This is a genomic window from Streptomyces sp. NPDC058525 (assembly GCF_042719495.1).
Taxonomy (GTDB): Bacteria; Actinomycetota; Actinomycetes; order Streptomycetales; family Streptomycetaceae; genus Streptomyces.
Map to the genome: position 1 here is coordinate 1 of NZ_JBHXNP010000100.1, position 16,059 is coordinate 16,059.

Consider the following 16,059-nt stretch of genomic DNA (forward strand, 5'->3'; position numbering starts at 1 on the left):
CTTTTTATTGACCCGCCCCCCACCGATATCAACACCCACCCTATCGGCGGCCGCGTCAGTTTTTTATACGAGGCGGGGTCTGGGGCGGAGCCCCAGGGAACCCGGCTCCGCCGGGCACCGGGCTCCGCCCGGACCCGCGCCTCAAACGCCGGCGAGGCTGGATTTGCCCGGCCAAGGCGGGGAGCGCCGGGAGGGGCTGAAAATCCCTGGCCGAGGCGGGGAGCGCCGGGAGGGGCTGAAAATGCCCGGCCAAGGCGGGGAGCGCCGGGGTTAGGGCAGGGGGAGGATCGCGTGGACTCGGTAGCCGCCGCCGTAGCGCGGCCCCGCGAAGCAGGTGCCGCCCAGCGCGCCGGTGCGCTCCCGCATGCCCAGCAGCCCGTGGCCCCCGCCGGGCTCCGCGTCGGAGGGCTCCGTGCCGCCGTCGTCGAGCACCGTGACCTCCACCGACGGCCCCACCCGCACCACGCTCACCTCGGCCCGGGCCCCCGGCCCCGCATGCTTGCGCACGTTGGTCAGCGCCTCCTGGACCACCCGGTACGCCGCCAGGTCCACCGCGGCCGGCAGCGGGCCCGGCTCGGGGCCCAACTGGACGATCACCTCCACCGGCAGCCCGGCATGCCGGAAGGTGTCCACCAGCTCGTCCAGGACGGCCAGCCCGGGAGCCGGCTCGGTCGGCGCCTCCGGGTCCCCGGACTGCCGCAGCAGCCCGACCGTGGCCCGCAGCTCGTTCAGCGCCGACCGGCTGGCGTCCCGTACGTGCGCGAGCGCCTCCTTGGCCTGGTCCGGCCGCTTGTCCATGACGTGCGCGGCCACCCCGGCCTGGACGTTGACCAGGGCGATGTGGTGCGCCACCACGTCGTGCAGGTCCCGCGCGATCCGCAGCCGCTCCTCCGCGACCCGCCGCCGCGCCTCCTCGTCCCGGGTCCGCTCGGCCCGCTCGGCCCGCTCCCGGATGGCGTCGACGAAGGCCCGCCGGCTGCGCACGGCGTCGCCGGCCGCGGCGGCCATCCCGGTCCAGGCGAAGATCCCGATGTTCTCCTGCGCGTACCACGGCAGCGGCCCGGCCAGCATGGCCACGCCCGTCAGACCGGCCATCGTGAGCAGCCCGATGCGCCAGGTCGTGGGCCGGTCGGTGCACGCGGCCACCGTGTACAGGGCGATCACCGTGCACATGGCGACGGGCGCCCGCGGCTCCCCGGTGGTCAGCTCCAGCAGCGACAGCCCGCAGGTCACGGCGAGCACGGCGCGCGGCCGCAGCCGCCGGAACACCAGGACGGCCGCGCCGAACAGCATCAGCAGCAGCGAGAACGGATCGGGGTTGCGCGTGCCGAAGGTGGGCCCGTGCGGCCCGTGCGGATCGGCGAAGGAGCCGAGGACCATGCAGACGAGCGCCCCGAACGCGAGCACGGCATCGGTGGCGAGCGGATGGGCCCGCATCCACTGCCGGGTGGGCGCGAACGGCCCGAGGTCTGTCGTCACCCCGATACGGTACGGCCTGCCCCCCGGGCCCCGGCCGGCCGTCTCACTCCGGCCGGGTGTCCAGCCGCGGCGGGCGTCCGCCCAGCGGCGTCCGGGACCGCTCCGGCCCCCACCTCGCCCGTACCGCGCACAGCACCATCACGGCGGCGATGGCCGCCAGGTGCTCCTTGCCCGCCAGGTTGTTCTTGACGAGCACCTCGCCGATCATCACCAGCACCACCAGCGCGCCGGTCAGGTACGCCCGGTAGCGCCAGCAGACGTAGACGGCCAGTCCGACCACCGCCGCCGAGGGCCCGGTGTCGTTGACGATCCGGTCCGACACCGGCAGGCCCAGCGGATGGTCCGGGCCCAGCGCGAGCCCGATCCGCGCGTACGTGGTCCCGGCGAGCGTGGCCACGTAGCCGATCACCAGCGTGCGCCACCAGCCGATGCAGATCTCCGAGATCCCGAAGACGAGCAGGATCTGCGCGAGAGCGCCCCACACCGGCAGGTCGAGGGCGGGCACGAACAGCGACAGGGGGGTCCGCAGCAGGGCCAGCCAGAACGGGTCGACGGCCTTGACCGAGCCGAGGTTCTGGACCGGCTGGAAGCCCCAGGAGGTGTTCTGCACGATCTGGAAGACCGAGGTCAGGCAGACCGCGCCGATGGTCATCGGGATCGCCCGCCACCTGTCGCGGACGAGCGCGTCCCGGACGGTCCAGAACAGGGGACCCCACTCACGGCGGGCGAACCGCCCGAATGCGGAGGTGTTCCAAGCTGTCAACGGCGGGTCTCCAGGTGTCTGCGGTGCAGCCACTTCGGCAGGCCGGGGGCTTCCAGGAAGCCCTCGGCCCGGCCCGCCGCGATACCGATCCGCAGCAGGTCCGAACTCTTCTCGAAGAGCATGAACCGCGGCTCCCAGATCGGCCGGTATTTGGCGTTGGCCCGGTAGAGGGACTCGATCTGCCACCAGCGGGAGAAGAAGCTCAGCAGCGAGCGCCACATCCGCAGCACCGGGCCGGCGCCCAGCCGCGACCCGCGCTCGAAGACCGATCGGAACATCGCGAAGTTCAGCGAGACCTGGCCGACCCCGATCTCCTTGGAGCGTTCCAGGAGTTCGATGACCATGAACTCCATCAGGCCGTTCTCGGAGTCCCGGTCACGGCGCATCAGGTCCAGCGACAGGCCCCCCGGCCCCCACGGCACGAAGGACAGCACCGCCCGCAGATCGCCGTTGCCGTCGGTGCACTCCAGCATCACGCACTGGCCGTCGCCGGGGTCGCCCAGCCGGCCCAGCGCCATCGAGAAGCCGCGCTCGGTCGCGCCGTCGCGCCAGTCGTCGGCCCGCGCGACCAGCCCGTCCATCTCCTCGGCGGGAATGTCGGCGTGACGCCGGATCCGTACGGTGTACCCGGCCCGCTTGACGCGGTTGTAGGCCTGCCGGACGGTCCGCATGGCGCGGCCCTCCAGGGTGAACTCGGCCGTCTCCACGATCGCCTCGTCGCCGAGCTCCAGCGCGTCCAGGCCGTGCCGCGCGTAGATCTGCCCGGCCTCCTCGCTCGCGCCCATCACGGCCGGCACCCAGCCGTGCTCGCGGGCCTCGGCCAGCCACGGCTCGATGGCGCCGGGCCACGCCTCGGGGTCGCCGATCGGGTCGCCGGAGGCCAGCGACACACCGCCGACGACGCGGTAGGTGACGGCGGCCTTCCCGGTGGGGGACCAGATGACGGACTTCTCGCGGCGCAGCGCGAAGTAGCCGAGCGAATCGCGGTCCCCCTGCTTGGCGAGCAGCGCCCGCAGCCGCTCCTCGTCCTCCTCGGAGAGCGGGTCGACGGCGCGGCGCGAGCGGAAGGCGGCGAACAGTACGGCGAGGAGCAGCAGCATCGACATCACGTTGACGAAGACGTCCACCCAGCCGGGGGTGTCGATCGTGCTGTAGGCCCGGGCGTCCGGGTCCAGGGTGATCAGCCGCATCGCCCCGTACCGCCAGCGGGTCATGAAGGTGGCCCCGGCGCTGTCGGCTGCGGTGTTGGTGGCGCCGACGAGCAGGGCCGCGACCAGCGAGGTGACGAGCAGGCCGACGGCCGCGACGAGGGTGGCGAGCGCCGGGTTGGAGCGGTCGCCCTTGGCGTAGAACTCCCGGCGGCCCAGCAGCAGCGCGATCACGAAGGCCGCCGTGAGGCCCAGCGAGACCCAGTTCTGCGGGTGTTCGCGGAACTGCGGATAGCACACCTCGGGGCCCCACGAGCAGGGCACGAAGGCCGCGCGGGCGAAGTCGAGCAGCAGCATCCCGCCCAGGACCAGGTTCAGGATCCAGGCGGCCCGCTTGCGGCGGCCCATGGTGACGGCCAGCAGCAGGCAGAACAGCCCGGAGGCGAAACCGGCCGTGAGCAGGTACGGGGTGTAGAAGTCCGCGGCGTTGTGCCGGCGCAGATCCTGCCCGAGCGAAACCCACACCGCGCTCAGGAAGTTGACGAAGGTGACGGCCCGCAGGTACCAGACCGCGAACGCGGCGCCGCGCCGCGAACGGGTGCTCCCCCGGCCGGCCTCCCGGCCGCCGTCCGCCCCCCTGCCGGCGGGGTCGCCGCCGGTCCCTCTCCTGCCGGATGCCGGTCCGGGTACCCGTACGGTGCCGCGGTCGGTCTCTGCCCTGCTCAAACGGACCTCTCCCATAAAAGCGATCTTATGGGGCGTTGCCGTCCATAGTGGCTGGGTCCGGGGATCGCGGACTGGTCAGGACCGCGGATCCCGGCGGCCTACCGCACCGGCTCCCGCACAGCCTGCTCCGGCAGTTCCGCCGCGAGAGCGGCAGCCGCCTGGACCAGGGGAAGGGCCAGCAATGCCCCGGTACCTTCCCCCACAGTGACGCCGTGATCGAGCACAGGGTTGAGCGCCATCCGGTCCAGGGCCTTCGACTGGCCGGGTTCGCCGCTCGCCTGACCGGCCAGCCACCAGTCGGGCGCGCGGAACGCGGCCCGCTGGGCCACCAGTCCGCAGGCCGCCGAGACGACTCCGTCGAGGATGACCGGCGTACGGCGTACCGCGCACTGGAGCAGGAAACCGGTGATGGCGGCCAGGTCGGCCCCGCCCACCGCGGCCAGCAGGGCGACCTGGTCGCCGAGCACGGGCCGGGCCCGGCGCAGCGCGTCGCGGATCGCCGCGCACTTGCGCATCCAGGTCAGGTCGTCGATGGGCAGCCCGCCGCGGCCGGTGACCACCGAGGCGTCGGTTCCGCACAGGGCGCCGACGAGGGTGGCGGCCGCCGTGGTCCCGCCGACGCTGAGGTCGCCGAGGACGACCAGGTCCGTACCGGAGTCGGCCTCCTCGTCGGCGATCCGGATGCCGAGCTCGAGGGCGGCACGGGCCTCGTCGAGGGTGAGCGCGTCCTCCTTGTCGATCCGGCCGCTGCCGCGCCGCACCCGGTGGCGGACCACGTCCTCGGGGAGCAGGTCAGGGTCGCAGTCGAGCCCGGCGTCGACGATCCGCACGGTGGCGCCGAACCGGCCGGCCAGGATCGCGACGGGGCTGGATCCGTCCAGCACGCCGCGCACCAGCTCGTGGGCGGTGGAGGCGGCCCGGGCGGAGACGCCCTCGGCGGCGATGCCGTGGTCGGCGGCGAACAGCACCACGCGGGGCCGCTCGATCGGGCCGACCGGCACCCGGCCCTGCGCGGCGGCGAGCCACTCGGCGAGCTCGTCGAGCCGGCCCAGTGCGCCGGGCGGCACGGCGAGGCGTTCACGGCGTTCCTCGGCGTCACGCCGGACGCCCCCGTCGGGGCGCTCGATCAGATCGGAGAAGTCGTCGAGATTCAGCGTGCTCATCTGCCAGAGCGTACAGCCGGTAAGGCCCTCCCTCAGGCCTGGGTTCAGGCCGTCTCCCGGCCGTTTCCCGGCTATTTCTTGAGGACGGTGGCCAGCCCGGCGACGACGAGCAGCACGTGCTCGCACTCGCCCGCGACCGCCGCGTTCAGCCGGCCCAGCTCGTCGCGGAACCGGCGGCCCGAGGCCGTCGCCGGGACCACCCCCGACCCCACCTCGTTGCTGACCAGCACCACCCGGCGGCGGGTCGCGCGCACCGCCGCCACCAGCTCGGCCATCCGGTCGCGCAGCTCGTGCTGCCCGCCCTTGGCCCACACCTCGTCGTCCCAGGCCCCGGCCCGGTCCATGGCGTCCGTCAGCCACAGCGCCAGGCAGTCGATCAGCAGCGGCGCACCCGGGTCGGCGAGCAGCGGCACCAGGTCGCAGGTCTCGGCCGTGCGCCAGCTCGCGGGCCGCCGCTCCCGGTGCAGCCCGACCCGCTGGGCCCACTCCGCGTCCCCGTCCCGGCTGCCGCCGGTGGCCACGTAGACCACCTCGGGGAAGGCCTCCAGCCGCCGCTCCGCCTCGACGGACTTGCCCGAGCGGGCGCCGCCCAGCACCAGCGTCCGGCGCGGCAGGTCCGGCACCGCGTGGTACTCGCCGACGAGCACGGTGGTCCCGTCCGGCACCGCCCGGGCCCCGGCGGCCGCGCACCGGCGCTCCAGCTCCGGGCCGGGCGGGGTGTCGTGGTCGATGTGCACGGCGATCACGTCCGTGGCCGGGCCCACCGCGCCGCTCGCCCGCAGCCGGGCCAGGGCCTCGGGCCGCCCCAGCACATCGGCCAGCACCATGTCGTAGGGCCGCTGCCCGGTCGTACCTCCCCCAGACTCCGTCCGGGGGGACCCCCAGCCCGCCGGAGCCCCGCCGGGCGGCAGGTACAGCAGCCGGCCGCCGTCCGGGCCCGTCACCTCGTACCCGGTTCCCGGCGCGTCCATCGGCACCGCCCGCACCCGGTGCCCCGAGATCACCGCCAGCTCCCGGCCGTCCGGGACCCGCCCGGCCGCCGGCAGCCCGGGCGGCAGCTCCACCGCGGGCCCGTCGTGCGGGTGGGTCAGCAGGACCTGCCGTACGCCGGCCAGCGAATGCCCGGCGCGGGCGCCCGCCAGCACCGCCCCGGGAGTCAGGTCGAGCAGCAGCGCGCCGTCGACGAGGACGGCCGTGGCGGCGCGCGCCCGGGTACCGACGGAGACCGCGCAGGCCGCACAGGGGCAGCCGGGGCGGGGGAGGCCTTCGGGCGTGCCGGTGCCGAGCAGAGTGAGTTCCACAGGGAGATCCTCCCGCGTCACCGGGAGTGGTGCGCGCCCGGCTACTCTGCGGGCAGACTCAAGGCGAGCAGCGGACGAGCAACGGAGGCGGACATGGCGTGGACGTGGCGGTTCGAGACGGCCGAAGGCGCGGAGACGAGCCCGGCGGTGGAACCGGAGGAGTTCACCACGCAGGGGGACGCGGAGTCCTGGATCGGTGAGGTCTGGAAGGAGCTGCTGGAGGGCGGCGTCGAGCAGGTGAAGCTGTCCGACGACGGCGGCACCGAGCTGTACACGATGAGTCTGAGGTCGGCCCTCGACGCGTAGCCCCTGCCGGGGCCCCTGCCGGGGGCTCGGCGGTTCCTGGGCTCGTCCCGGGCCGTCGGGGCCCCTGCGGGGCGGGCTCGTCCCGGGCCCCTGCCGGGCGGGGGCGTCCCGCTGCCCGAGGCGCCTACCGGGGCGGTTCGGACCGGCCGGCCGAAGGTCCCGCGGGCCCGGCCCGGCCCGGGCATGGGCTGCGCCGGGGGCCGGCGCGCGCCGGGGTATCTCCTCGGGCGCCGAACGTGGCGGGGGGTCGGACAGTAGGGCGGGATTGCGTTCGGCGCCCTGCGGGGACACCCCGGCGCACACCGACCCCCGGCGCAGTGGTCAGGTTTCGGACAGGCGGGCCGGATTGCGTTCGGCGCCCTGCGGGGACACCCCGGCACACACCGGCCCCCGGCGCAGTGGTCAGGCGTCGGACACAGGCGGGCCGGATGGCGTTCGGTGCGCTGTGGGTATACGTCGGTGCACACCGGCCCCCGGTGCAGGGTCAGCCGCGGACTCCGCAGAGGTGGAGGAGGGCGGCTACGCCGCGGTAGGGGTCGGTGCGGCCTGCGCGGTCCTCGGCGGCCAGCAGCCGCTCCAGCTCGTCCTCGGGCGGCAGGCTCTCGCCCGCCTCGGTGCCGTCGGTGAAGACGCGTACGCCGTACCAGGAGTGCAGGGGCGCCCCGATCCCGTTCAGCGTGGCCGTCAGCCCGGCGAGACGGTCGGCCCGTACGTCCAGGCCCAGCCGGTTGCGGTAGTCGACGCCGTCGAACGCGGCCAGCGCGGCCGTCCAGTCGCCGCCCAGCCCGGGCCGCATGGCGAGCGCGTCGCCGTTGCGCACGAGCAGGGACAGCAGGCCGCCGGGGGCCAGCATCCGGGCCAGCCCGGCGAGCATGGCGTCCGGTTCGGGCACGTACATCAGCACCCCGTGGCACAGCACCACGTCGAAGCTGCCCGGCAGGAAGTGGGCGCCGGTCTCGCGGCCGTCGCCCTCCATGAGCCGGACCCGGTCGCGGATCCCGGCGGGCTCGCCCTCCAGCGCCTCACGGGCGACGGAGAGCATCCCCGGGTCCTTCTCCAGACCGGTCACCTTGTGCCCGGCGCGGGCGAGCCGCAGCGCCTGGGTGCCCTGGCCCATGCCGACGTCGAGGACGCGCAGCCGCTGCCCGACCGGGAAGCGCTGCGCGATCTGCTCGTCGACCTGCCGGCCCACGAGTTCCTGCCGGACCGCGTTGCGCAGTCCGCCCAGGCCCTCGAGCCACAGCCGGGCTCCGCCCGGACCTCCCCAGGCGAAACCGTCCCCCGATGCTCCGGGCGTCCCTCCGCTCAGGGCCGTTCCCCGCGCTTGACCTGCGGCTTCGGCAGGCGCAGCCGGCGCATCTGGAGGGTGCGCATGAGGCCGTACGCGACGGCGCCGCGGCGGGGCTCGTTCGGGAAGCGCTCGTTGAGCGCCTTGCGGAGGCGGAACACCAGGCCGATGGAGTCGAGCACGATCAGGGCGATCACGCCCATCCACAGGAGCAGTGCGATGTTCTGGATGGACGGGACCCGCACCATGCTCAGCACCAGGATGATCACTGCCAGCGGCAGGAACATCTCGGCGACGGAGAAGCGGGAGTCCACGTAGTCGCGGACGAACTTGCGGACGGGGCCCTTGTCGCGCACGGGCAGATAGCGCTCGTCGCCACTGGCCATGGCCTCGCGCTGCTTGGCCATCTCCACGCGGCGGCGCTCACGGGCTCGCTTGGCGTCCTCCTTGCGGTTGCCGGTCGAGGCCACGACGGCCTTGCGCTGCGACTGGGCCACAGCACGCTTCGGCGTCGGGCGGCCCTTCGGGGCCTGCGGGTCACGGGGCTGCGAGAGGTCGGCGCTCACCTTGTCGGTGGCGGCGGCCTTCTCTTCCTTGGAGGAACGGCTACCAAACACAAAACCCAAGCCTACGTTGTTGCGGGCACGGGCCCCACCCCGGTGGGGAACGATCCGGCAACGGCGCGCGTCTTCCCATTGCAGAGAGCGTGCGGTGGCCGCCCTCCGAACCGGTCCCTGCCGGTCGGGGGCCCACCTACTCCTCACGCCTGACACGGCGGGGACGTACTCGTCCTGGAGGAGGAGCGCATCCGTACTCGAACAGTGCGGTAATGGAGACAGGGCCCGTACTGTGGGTTCTGTTGGTGACCTGGAGCACAGTCCGTCTAGAAGGGGGCGCGCGAAGCCCATGAGCGGTGTCATGAAGCGTATGGGAATGATCTTCCGCGCGAAGGCGAACAAGGCCCTTGACCGGGCCGAGGACCCGCGCGAGACCCTCGACTACTCCTACCAGAAGCAGCTTGAGCTGCTCCAGAAGGTGCGCCGCGGCGTCGCCGACGTGGCCACCTCCCGCAAGCGCCTGGAACTGCAGCTGAACCAGCTCCAGAACCAGTCCGGCAAGCTGGAGGACCAGGGCCGCAAGGCCCTCGCCCTGGGCCGCGAGGACCTGGCCCGCGAGGCCCTGTCCCGCCGCGCCTCGCTCCAGCAGCAGGTCAGCGACCTGGAGGTGCAGCACCAGACCCTGCAGGGCGAGGAGGAGAAGCTGACCCTCGCCGCCCAGCGCCTCCAGGCCAAGGTGGACGCCTTCCGCACGAAGAAGGAGACCATCAAGGCCACCTACACGGCGGCGCAGGCCCAGACCCGGATCGCGGAGTCCTTCTCCGGCATCTCCGAGGAGATGAGCGACGTCGGTCTGGCCATCCAGCGGGCCGAGGACAAGACCGCCCAGCTCCAGGCGCGCGCCGGAGCCATCGACGAGCTGCTGGCCTCCGGTGCGCTCGACGACCAGAGCGGTCTCGGCTCCAAGGACGACATCCAGGCCGAGCTGGACCGCCTGTCGGGCGGTACGGACGTGGAGCTGGAGCTCCAGCGGATGAAGGCCGAGCTGGCGGGCGGCCCGTCCGCGCAGCAGCAGGCCATCGAGGGCGGCGCCCCGGGCACCGCCCAGCAGCCCCAGACCCAGCACCGGTTCGACAAGCAGTAGGACGGGGTCCGTCATGATTGTCCGCATCATGGGGGAAGGCCAGGTGGAAGTGGCCGACGGCCACTTGCCCGAGCTCAACAAGCTGGACGACGAACTGCTCGCCGAGATGGAGAGCGGTGACGAGGCGGGCTTCCGGCGCACGCTGGGCGCCCTCCTCGATGCCGTACGGCGGCTCGGCGAGCCGCTCCCCGACGAGGCGCTGGAGCCGTCCGAGCTGATCCTGCCGGCGGAGGACGCGACGCTGGGCGAGGTCAGGGAGATGCTCCGTGACGACGGGCTGATCCCGGGCTGACCAGGGGCTGATCCGGGCCGGGGCGCCCGGAGCGAAACGGACACCAGGCGCATCGGGCCCTCCCCTTCCCGGGGGAGGGCCCGCTCGCGTGTCAGGGGGCGGGCGGCTGCTTCTGCGCGGGGGCCCGCTCCGGGTCGGGGGTCCCGCCGATGAAGTTCTCGAACTTGCGGCGCGGCAGCGCCCAGCGCCGGTCGTGGTGGAAGGCGCGCAGCCCGGCCTTGGCCCGGGCCCGCGGGCGGTTCGCGTAGAACTTCTTGGCGTACGGGGAGCCGGGCCGGGCCAGCCGGATCGCGCCGATCAGCGCCACGAACGGGATGACCACGCCGAAGAGCGCGGTGCGGGCCTTGCCCTTCCACAGGGCGATCAGGGCCAGGAAGAAGTTGGTGGCGGTGTTCATGGCCACCAGCCCGCGGCTCTGCCGCTCCTCGGCGGTCAGGTCGTTCACGCCGAAGGGCACGAACCCGCCCAGGACCAGCGCCACCAGGGCCGCCGTCAGGACCACGATCTCCACGCTCTTGCGGCCCTGCTCGCTCCAGTAGACGTCGTCGAGGTGCAGGATCAGCGCGAACTCGTCCAGGACGAGGCCCGCCCCCAGCCCGAAGAGGATCGCCGAGAGCGCCGCGCCCAGTCCGTGCCGGCCGCTGCCGACCGCCCCGAAACCGCCGATGATCACGAGGATCACCCCGGGCACCACGTGGTGGATGTGCATCCCGCCAGGGGTGATGTTCTTGAAGGGGCCCCGGCCCGCCCTGATCATCCGGGTGATCACGCGGGTGACCAGGAAGGACGTCACGAAGGAGAGCAGGGCGAGCAGGAGGGGCAGCTTCCCCGGTTCGACGATGTTCCGATACCACCAGTGACCCATCCCACTGACTCCCTATTTGGTACGTAATGGGTAATTTACCGTCCGTGGTGAGCGGGTAGCGTTCGGGCCGATGACAGATTCGTTCGACGACCCCTCCCCGACGCCGCCCCCGGACCGCGCCTCGCTCCTGGACGGCGTCCGCTTCGCGTTCGGCACGCTGACCGTGCTGCCCGCCCGCATCACCCGCTGGGACCGCCCCGCCGCCCGCACCGGCATGGCCTGCGCCCCGCTCGCCGGGCTGGTCGTCGGCCTGCTCGCCGCCGTGCCCGGCGCCCTCCTGCTCGTGCTCGGCGGGGGCCCGCTGCTCGCCGCGGCCGTCACCGTCGCCGTCCCGGCCGCGCTCACCCGGGGCCTGCACCTGGACGGGCTCGCCGACACCGCGGACGGCCTGGGCAGCGCCAAACCGGCCGACGAGGCCCTGCGCATCATGAAGCAGTCCGACATCGGCCCCTTCGGCGTCGTGGCCCTGGTCCTCGCCCTGCTGGTGCAGGTGGCCGCCCTGTCGAACGCCTACGCCGACAGCTGGATCCGCGGCGCCCTGGCCGCGGTCGTCGCCGCCGTCACCGCCCGGCTGGCCATGACCCTCGCCTCCCGCGAAGGAGTCCCGGCCGCCCGCCCCGGAGGGCTCGGCGCCGCCGTCGCCGGAGTGGTCCCGCGCGCCGCGGCCGCCGCCGCCACCGCCGCGGTCGTCCTGCTCGCCGCGGCCGCCGCCCTCCCGCTGGGCCTCCCGGCCGCAGGCCAGTACGCCGCCGCCGTCCTCGCCGCCCTCCTCGCCTCCGAACTCCTGCTGCGCCGCTGCGTCCGGCGCTTCGACGGGGTCACCGGCGACGTCTTCGGAGCGCTGGCCGAGGTCTCCGCGACCACCGCCCTGGTCGTCCTCGCCCTGGGCTGACCGGACCCCGCCCGCGCGGGCCCGCGTACGCTCACCCCGTGGACGACACTCCGACGGACCCGACCCCGCCCATCAAGGTGCTGCTCGCCGACGACCAGGCCCTGCTGCGCAGCGCCTTCAAGGTGCTCGTCGACTCCGAACCGGACATGGAAGTCGTCGGGGAGGCCTCCGACGGGGCGCAGGCCTACGCGCTGGCCCGGCAGACCCGCGCCGACGTCGTGCTCATGGACATCCGGATGCCCGGAACCGACGGACTCGCCGCCACCCGCATGATCAGCGGCGACCCGGAACTCGCCGCCGTGCGCGTGGTGATGCTGACGACCTTTGAGGTGGACGAGTACGTCGCCGCCGCCCTGCGGGCCGGCGCCTCCGGCTTCCTCGGCAAGGGAGCCGAGCCCGAGGACCTCCTCAACGCCATCCGCGTCGCGCACGCCGGCGAGGCCCTGCTCTCCCCGGCCGCCACCAAGGGGCTCATCGCCACCTTCCTCGCCCAGGGCGGCGGCGCCGACCCGGCCGCCGGCTCCGCGGCCGGATCGCACGCGGAGCGGCTCGCCGCGCTGACCGTCCGGGAACGCGAGGTCCTCGTCCACGTCGCCGCGGGACTGTCCAACGACGGGATCGCCGGGCGGCTCGAAGTCAGCCCGCTCACCGTCAAGACCCATGTGAACCGGGCCATGGCCAAGCTGGGCGCCCGCGACCGCGCCCAATTGGTGGTCATTGCCTACGAATCGGGACTGGTCCGGCCCCGAGCCGAGTAGCGCGGCACGGCGCGGAGTAGTGCGGCGTACTACGGACGCGGTATGCCGCACATAAGGACGGGACCTGCGAGCGACGCAACGGCGCCGCGGCGTACGAAAGGCTGGAGTGCCCTTCGCCGACGTCACAGCAGAGAGATCCCTATCCATGTCCTGGCTGTCCCGCTTCAGCCTTGCCCAAAGGGCGTTGATCGGCCTCGTGTCGATCGTCGCGCTCCTCTTCGGCGCCATAGCCATCCCGCAGCTCAAGCAGCAGTTGCTGCCCTCCATCGAACTGCCCATGGTGTCCGTGCTCGCGCCGTATCAGGGCGCCTCGCCCGACGTGGTGGAGAAGCAGGTCGTCGAACCGATCGAAGCCATGCTCAAGGGCGTCGACGGCATCACCGGCATCACCTCCACCGCCAGCGAGGGCAACGCCCTCATCATGGCCACCTTCGACTACGGCGACAGCGGCACCAAGCAGCTCGTCGCCGACGTACAGCAGGCCGTCAACCGGGCCCGCGTCCGGCTGCCCGCCGAAGTGGACCCGCAGGTGGTGGCCGGCTCCACCGACGACATCCCGACCGTCATCCTCGCCGTCACCTCCGACAAGGACCAGCAGGCCCTCGCCGACCAGCTCGAGAAGTCCGTCGTCCCCGTCCTCTCGGACATCGACGGCGTCGGCCAGGTCACCGTCGACGGCGTCCAGGACCTCCAGGTCACCGTCACCCCCGACAACGCGAAGCTCGCGGCTGCCGGCCTCGACGGCGCCGCCCTCGCCCAGGGCCTCCAGGCGGGCGGCGCGACCGTACCCGCAGGCTCCTTCGACGAGGAGGGCAAGAACCGGACCGTCCGCGTCGGCGCCGGCTACACCTCCCTCGCCCAGGTCGAGGACCTGCGCCTGAGCCCCGGCCCCGGCAACCCGGCCGTCCGCCTCGGCGACGTCGCCACCGTGAAGCAGGAGCCCGCCAAGGCCGTCTCGATCACCCGCACCAACGGCAAGCCCAGCCTCGCGCTTGTCCTGACGATGGACAAGGACGGCAGCGCCGTCGCCATCTCGGACGCCGTCAAGGACAAGCTGCCCGAACTGCGCTCCACGCTCGGCTCCGGCGCCGACCTCACCGTCGTCAGCGACCAGGGCCCGGCCGTCGCGAAGTCCATCTCCAGCCTCACCACCGAGGGCCTGCTCGGCCTGCTCTTCGCGGTGATCGTGATCCTGGTCTTCCTGGCCTCGCTGCGCTCCACGCTGGTCACCGCGGTCTCCATCCCGCTGTCCGTGGTCCTCGCGCTCATCGTGCTGTGGACCCGCGACCTGTCGCTCAACATGCTGACGCTGGGCGCGCTCACCATCGCCATCGGCCGCGTCGTCGACGACTCGATCGTGGTCCTGGAGAACATCAAGCGCCACCTCGGCTACGGCGAGGAGCGCGAGGCCGCCATCATCATCGCGGTCAAGGAGGTCGCCGGCGCGGTCACCTCCTCCACCCTCACCACCGTCGCCGTCTTCCTGCCGATCGGCCTCACCGGCGGCATGATCGGCGAGCTCTTCGGCTCCTTCTCGCTCACCGTCACCGCCGCGCTGCTGGCCTCGCTGCTGGTGTCGCTGACGGTCGTGCCGGTGCTCTCGTACTGGTTCCTGCGCGCGCCGAAGGGCGCTGCCGAGGACCCGGCGAAGGCCCGCCGCGAGGCCGAGGAGAAGGAGGCGCGCAGCAAGCTCCAGCGCCTGTACGTCCGCGTCCTGGGCTTCGCCACCCGGCGCCGCATGACCAGTGTCGCGATCGCGGTCGTCGTCCTGGTCGGCACCTTCGGGATGACCCCGCAGCTGAAGACCAACTTCTTCGACCAGGGTGAGCAGGACGTCCTGACGGTCAAGCAGGAGCTGGCCCCCGGCACCTCGCTGGCCGCCTCCGACGAGGCGAGCCGCAAGATCGAGCAGGCGCTGGCCTCGGTCGAGGGCGTCAAGAGCTACCAGGTCACCGTCGGCTCCTCCGGCTTCCTCGCCGCGTTCGGCGGCGGTACGGGCTCCAACCAGGCCTCGTACCAGGTCACTCTGAAGGACTCCGGCAAGGCGGAGGCCGTCAAGAAGCAGATCGAGGGCAAGCTCGCCGCCCTCGACGGCATCGGCGAGACCCGCATCGCCGCGGGCGACGGCTTCGGCAGCCAGAACCTCAGCGTCGTCGTCAAGGCCGGCGACGGCGAGGTCCTCGCCAAGGCCGCCGAGCAGGTCCGCGCGGAGGTGGCCAAGCTCAAGGACGTCACCGACGTACAGAGCGACCTGTCCCAGTCCGTGCCGCGGATCTCCGTCACCGCCACCCCCAAGGCCGCGGACGCGGGCCTGAACCAGGCCGCGCTCGGCGCGATCGTCGCGCAGGCCGTACGGGGCAACCCGGCGGGCAAGGCCGTCCTGGACAACACCGAGCGCGACATCGTCATCAGGTCCGCGCAGCCGGCCACCACCCTGGCCGAACTGCAGGCCCTGCCGGTCGGCCCGGTCAAGCTCGGCGACATCGCCGAGGTCAAGGTGGTCCCCGGCCCGGTCGCGATGACCCGGATCGACGGCGCCCGCGCCGCCACCGTCACCGCGAAGCCGCTGGGCGACAACACGGGCGCGGTCAGCACCGAGCTCCAGACCAAGCTCAAGGCCCTGGACCTGCCGGACGGCGCCACGGCCTCCATCGGCGGCGTCTCGGAGGACCAGGACGAGGCCTTCGGCTCGCTCGGCCTGGCCATGCTCGCGGCCATCGCGATCGTGTTCATGCTGCTCGTCGCGACCTTCCGGTCGCTGATCCAGCCGCTGATCCTGCTGGTCTCCATCCCGTTCGCGGCGACCGGCGCGCTCGGCCTGCTGATCGTCACCGGCACCCCGATGGGCGTCCCGGCGATGATCGGCATGCTGATGCTCATCGGCATCGTGGTGACCAACGCGATCGTCCTGATCGACCTGGTCAACCAGTACCGCGCCCAGGGCCTCGGCGTCGTCGAGGCCGTCGTCGAGGGCGGCCGGCACCGGCTCCGCCCGATCCTGATGACCGCCCTGGCGACGATCTTCGCGCTGCTGCCGATGGCGCTCGGCGTCACCGGCGAGGGCGGCTTCATCTCGCAGCCGCTCGCGGTCGTGGTGATCGGCGGCCTGGTCAGCTCCACCCTGCTGACCCTGCTCCTGGTCCCGACGCTCTACACGATGGTGGAGCTCCGCAAGGAGCGCCGCCGCGCGAAGCGCACCGCCAAGCGCGAGTCCCGCCTGACGGTGGTCCCGGCCCCGTCGTCCGCCCAGGACGACGAGACCCCGGCCACGGTCTGACCGACCCGGAGGGGCGCTCCCACCCGGGAGCGCCCCTCCGGCGTGCCGGGGCACCCCGTGCGGAGATCAAACGGAAGGGGCACCCGTCCGGGTGCCCCTT

The 16,059-nt window shown here is 73.2% G+C and carries 14 protein-coding genes; 6 read left to right on the top strand and 8 right to left on the bottom strand.

What is annotated here, in order from left to right; translation table 11 throughout:
* Positions 1-270 precede the first annotated feature (270 nt).
* From ACFWP3_RS33620 to ACFWP3_RS33640, 5 genes are all read right to left on the bottom strand, one after another.
* Complete coding sequence (locus tag ACFWP3_RS33620; protein ID WP_384228768.1) at positions 271-1,437, bottom strand: sensor histidine kinase; 1,167 nt, start codon at positions 1,435-1,437, stop codon at positions 271-273.
* Positions 1,438-1,522: 85 nt separating this feature from the next.
* Positions 1,523-2,242 (bottom strand): hypothetical protein, encoded by a 720-nt coding sequence (locus ACFWP3_RS33625; RefSeq protein ID WP_384228706.1) that lies wholly within the window; start codon positions 2,240-2,242, stop codon positions 1,523-1,525.
* Positions 2,239-3,951, bottom strand: a complete 1,713-nt coding sequence (locus ACFWP3_RS33630; RefSeq protein WP_384228771.1) for a phosphatidylglycerol lysyltransferase domain-containing protein — start codon at positions 3,949-3,951, stop codon at positions 2,239-2,241. Before ACFWP3_RS33630 ends, ACFWP3_RS33625 begins: the two co-directional genes overlap by 4 nt.
* Before the next feature lie 263 nt (positions 3,952-4,214).
* A complete protein-coding gene (cobT, locus tag ACFWP3_RS33635; RefSeq protein WP_384228773.1) occupies positions 4,215-5,270 on the bottom strand; it encodes a nicotinate-nucleotide--dimethylbenzimidazole phosphoribosyltransferase in 1,056 nt (351 codons plus the stop codon).
* 80 nt (positions 5,271-5,350) lie between these two features.
* Positions 5,351-6,580 carry a bifunctional adenosylcobinamide kinase/adenosylcobinamide-phosphate guanylyltransferase gene (locus tag ACFWP3_RS33640; protein ID WP_384228708.1) on the bottom strand — a complete coding sequence of 410 codons (1,230 nt, stop codon included), beginning with the start codon at positions 6,578-6,580 and terminating at the stop codon, positions 5,351-5,353.
* 93 nt (positions 6,581-6,673) lie between these two features.
* Here ACFWP3_RS33640 and ACFWP3_RS33645 point away from each other — a divergent pair, with 93 nt between their 5' ends.
* Positions 6,674-6,886, top strand: a complete 213-nt coding sequence (locus tag ACFWP3_RS33645; protein WP_384228710.1) for a hypothetical protein — start codon at positions 6,674-6,676, stop codon at positions 6,884-6,886.
* A 484-nt stretch (positions 6,887-7,370) separates the two neighbouring features.
* On the opposite strand, the gene ACFWP3_RS33650 is transcribed toward ACFWP3_RS33645, so the two are convergent.
* Complete coding sequence (locus ACFWP3_RS33650; RefSeq protein WP_384228713.1) at positions 7,371-8,078, bottom strand: class I SAM-dependent methyltransferase; 708 nt, start codon at positions 8,076-8,078, stop codon at positions 7,371-7,373.
* Between the two features lie 113 nt (positions 8,079-8,191).
* Entirely contained in the window at positions 8,192-8,800 is a 609-nt protein-coding gene (locus tag ACFWP3_RS33655) for a DUF3043 domain-containing protein (protein WP_384228716.1), read from the bottom strand.
* Positions 8,801-9,080: 280 nt separating this feature from the next.
* Between ACFWP3_RS33655 and ACFWP3_RS33660 the strand changes: the two genes are divergently transcribed.
* Complete coding sequence (locus ACFWP3_RS33660; RefSeq protein ID WP_384228718.1) at positions 9,081-9,875, top strand: PspA/IM30 family protein; 795 nt, start codon at positions 9,081-9,083, stop codon at positions 9,873-9,875.
* 13 nt (positions 9,876-9,888) lie between these two features.
* A complete protein-coding gene (locus tag ACFWP3_RS33665; RefSeq protein ID WP_384228720.1) occupies positions 9,889-10,167 on the top strand; it encodes a hypothetical protein in 279 nt (92 codons plus the stop codon).
* Between the two features lie 91 nt (positions 10,168-10,258).
* On the opposite strand, the gene ACFWP3_RS33670 is transcribed toward ACFWP3_RS33665, so the two are convergent.
* Positions 10,259-11,032 carry a hypothetical protein gene (locus tag ACFWP3_RS33670; protein ID WP_384228723.1) on the bottom strand — a complete coding sequence of 258 codons (774 nt, stop codon included), beginning with the start codon at positions 11,030-11,032 and terminating at the stop codon, positions 10,259-10,261.
* Positions 11,033-11,102: 70 nt separating this feature from the next.
* On the opposite strand from ACFWP3_RS33670, the gene ACFWP3_RS33675 reads away from it, so the two are divergent.
* The 3 genes from ACFWP3_RS33675 to ACFWP3_RS33685 all read left to right on the top strand — a co-directional run bounded on the left by ACFWP3_RS33675 (position 11,103) and on the right by ACFWP3_RS33685 (position 15,959).
* Positions 11,103-11,924: an adenosylcobinamide-GDP ribazoletransferase gene (locus ACFWP3_RS33675; RefSeq protein WP_384228724.1), complete on the top strand. Its 822-nt coding sequence runs from the start codon at positions 11,103-11,105 to the stop codon at positions 11,922-11,924.
* 38 nt (positions 11,925-11,962) lie between these two features.
* The gene (locus ACFWP3_RS33680) at positions 11,963-12,682 is read left to right on the top strand and encodes a response regulator (RefSeq protein WP_384228726.1); all 720 of its coding nucleotides are present in this window, start codon (positions 11,963-11,965) and stop codon (positions 12,680-12,682) included.
* A 145-nt stretch (positions 12,683-12,827) separates the two neighbouring features.
* Positions 12,828-15,959 (top strand): efflux RND transporter permease subunit, encoded by a 3,132-nt coding sequence (locus tag ACFWP3_RS33685; protein ID WP_384228729.1) that lies wholly within the window; start codon positions 12,828-12,830, stop codon positions 15,957-15,959.
* Positions 15,960-16,059: the final 100 nt, after the last annotated feature.

Excerpts from the sequence above, each read along its gene's own strand:
- ACFWP3_RS33670 (WP_384228723.1), bottom strand. The coding sequence starts at position 11,032 with ATGGGTCACTGGTGGTATCGGAACATCGTCGAACCGGGGAAGCTGCCC.
- ACFWP3_RS33645 (WP_384228710.1), top strand. The coding sequence starts at position 6,674 with ATGGCGTGGACGTGGCGGTTCGAGACGGCCGAAGGCGCGGAGACGAGC.
- ACFWP3_RS33685 (WP_384228729.1), top strand. The coding sequence starts at position 12,828 with ATGTCCTGGCTGTCCCGCTTCAGCCTTGCCCAAAGGGCGTTGATCGGC.
- ACFWP3_RS33665 (WP_384228720.1), top strand. The coding sequence starts at position 9,889 with ATGATTGTCCGCATCATGGGGGAAGGCCAGGTGGAAGTGGCCGACGGC.
- ACFWP3_RS33675 (WP_384228724.1), top strand. The coding sequence starts at position 11,103 with ATGACAGATTCGTTCGACGACCCCTCCCCGACGCCGCCCCCGGACCGC.
- ACFWP3_RS33620 (WP_384228768.1), bottom strand. The coding sequence starts at position 1,437 with ATGCGGGCCCATCCGCTCGCCACCGATGCCGTGCTCGCGTTCGGGGCG.
- ACFWP3_RS33660 (WP_384228718.1), top strand. The coding sequence starts at position 9,081 with ATGAGCGGTGTCATGAAGCGTATGGGAATGATCTTCCGCGCGAAGGCG.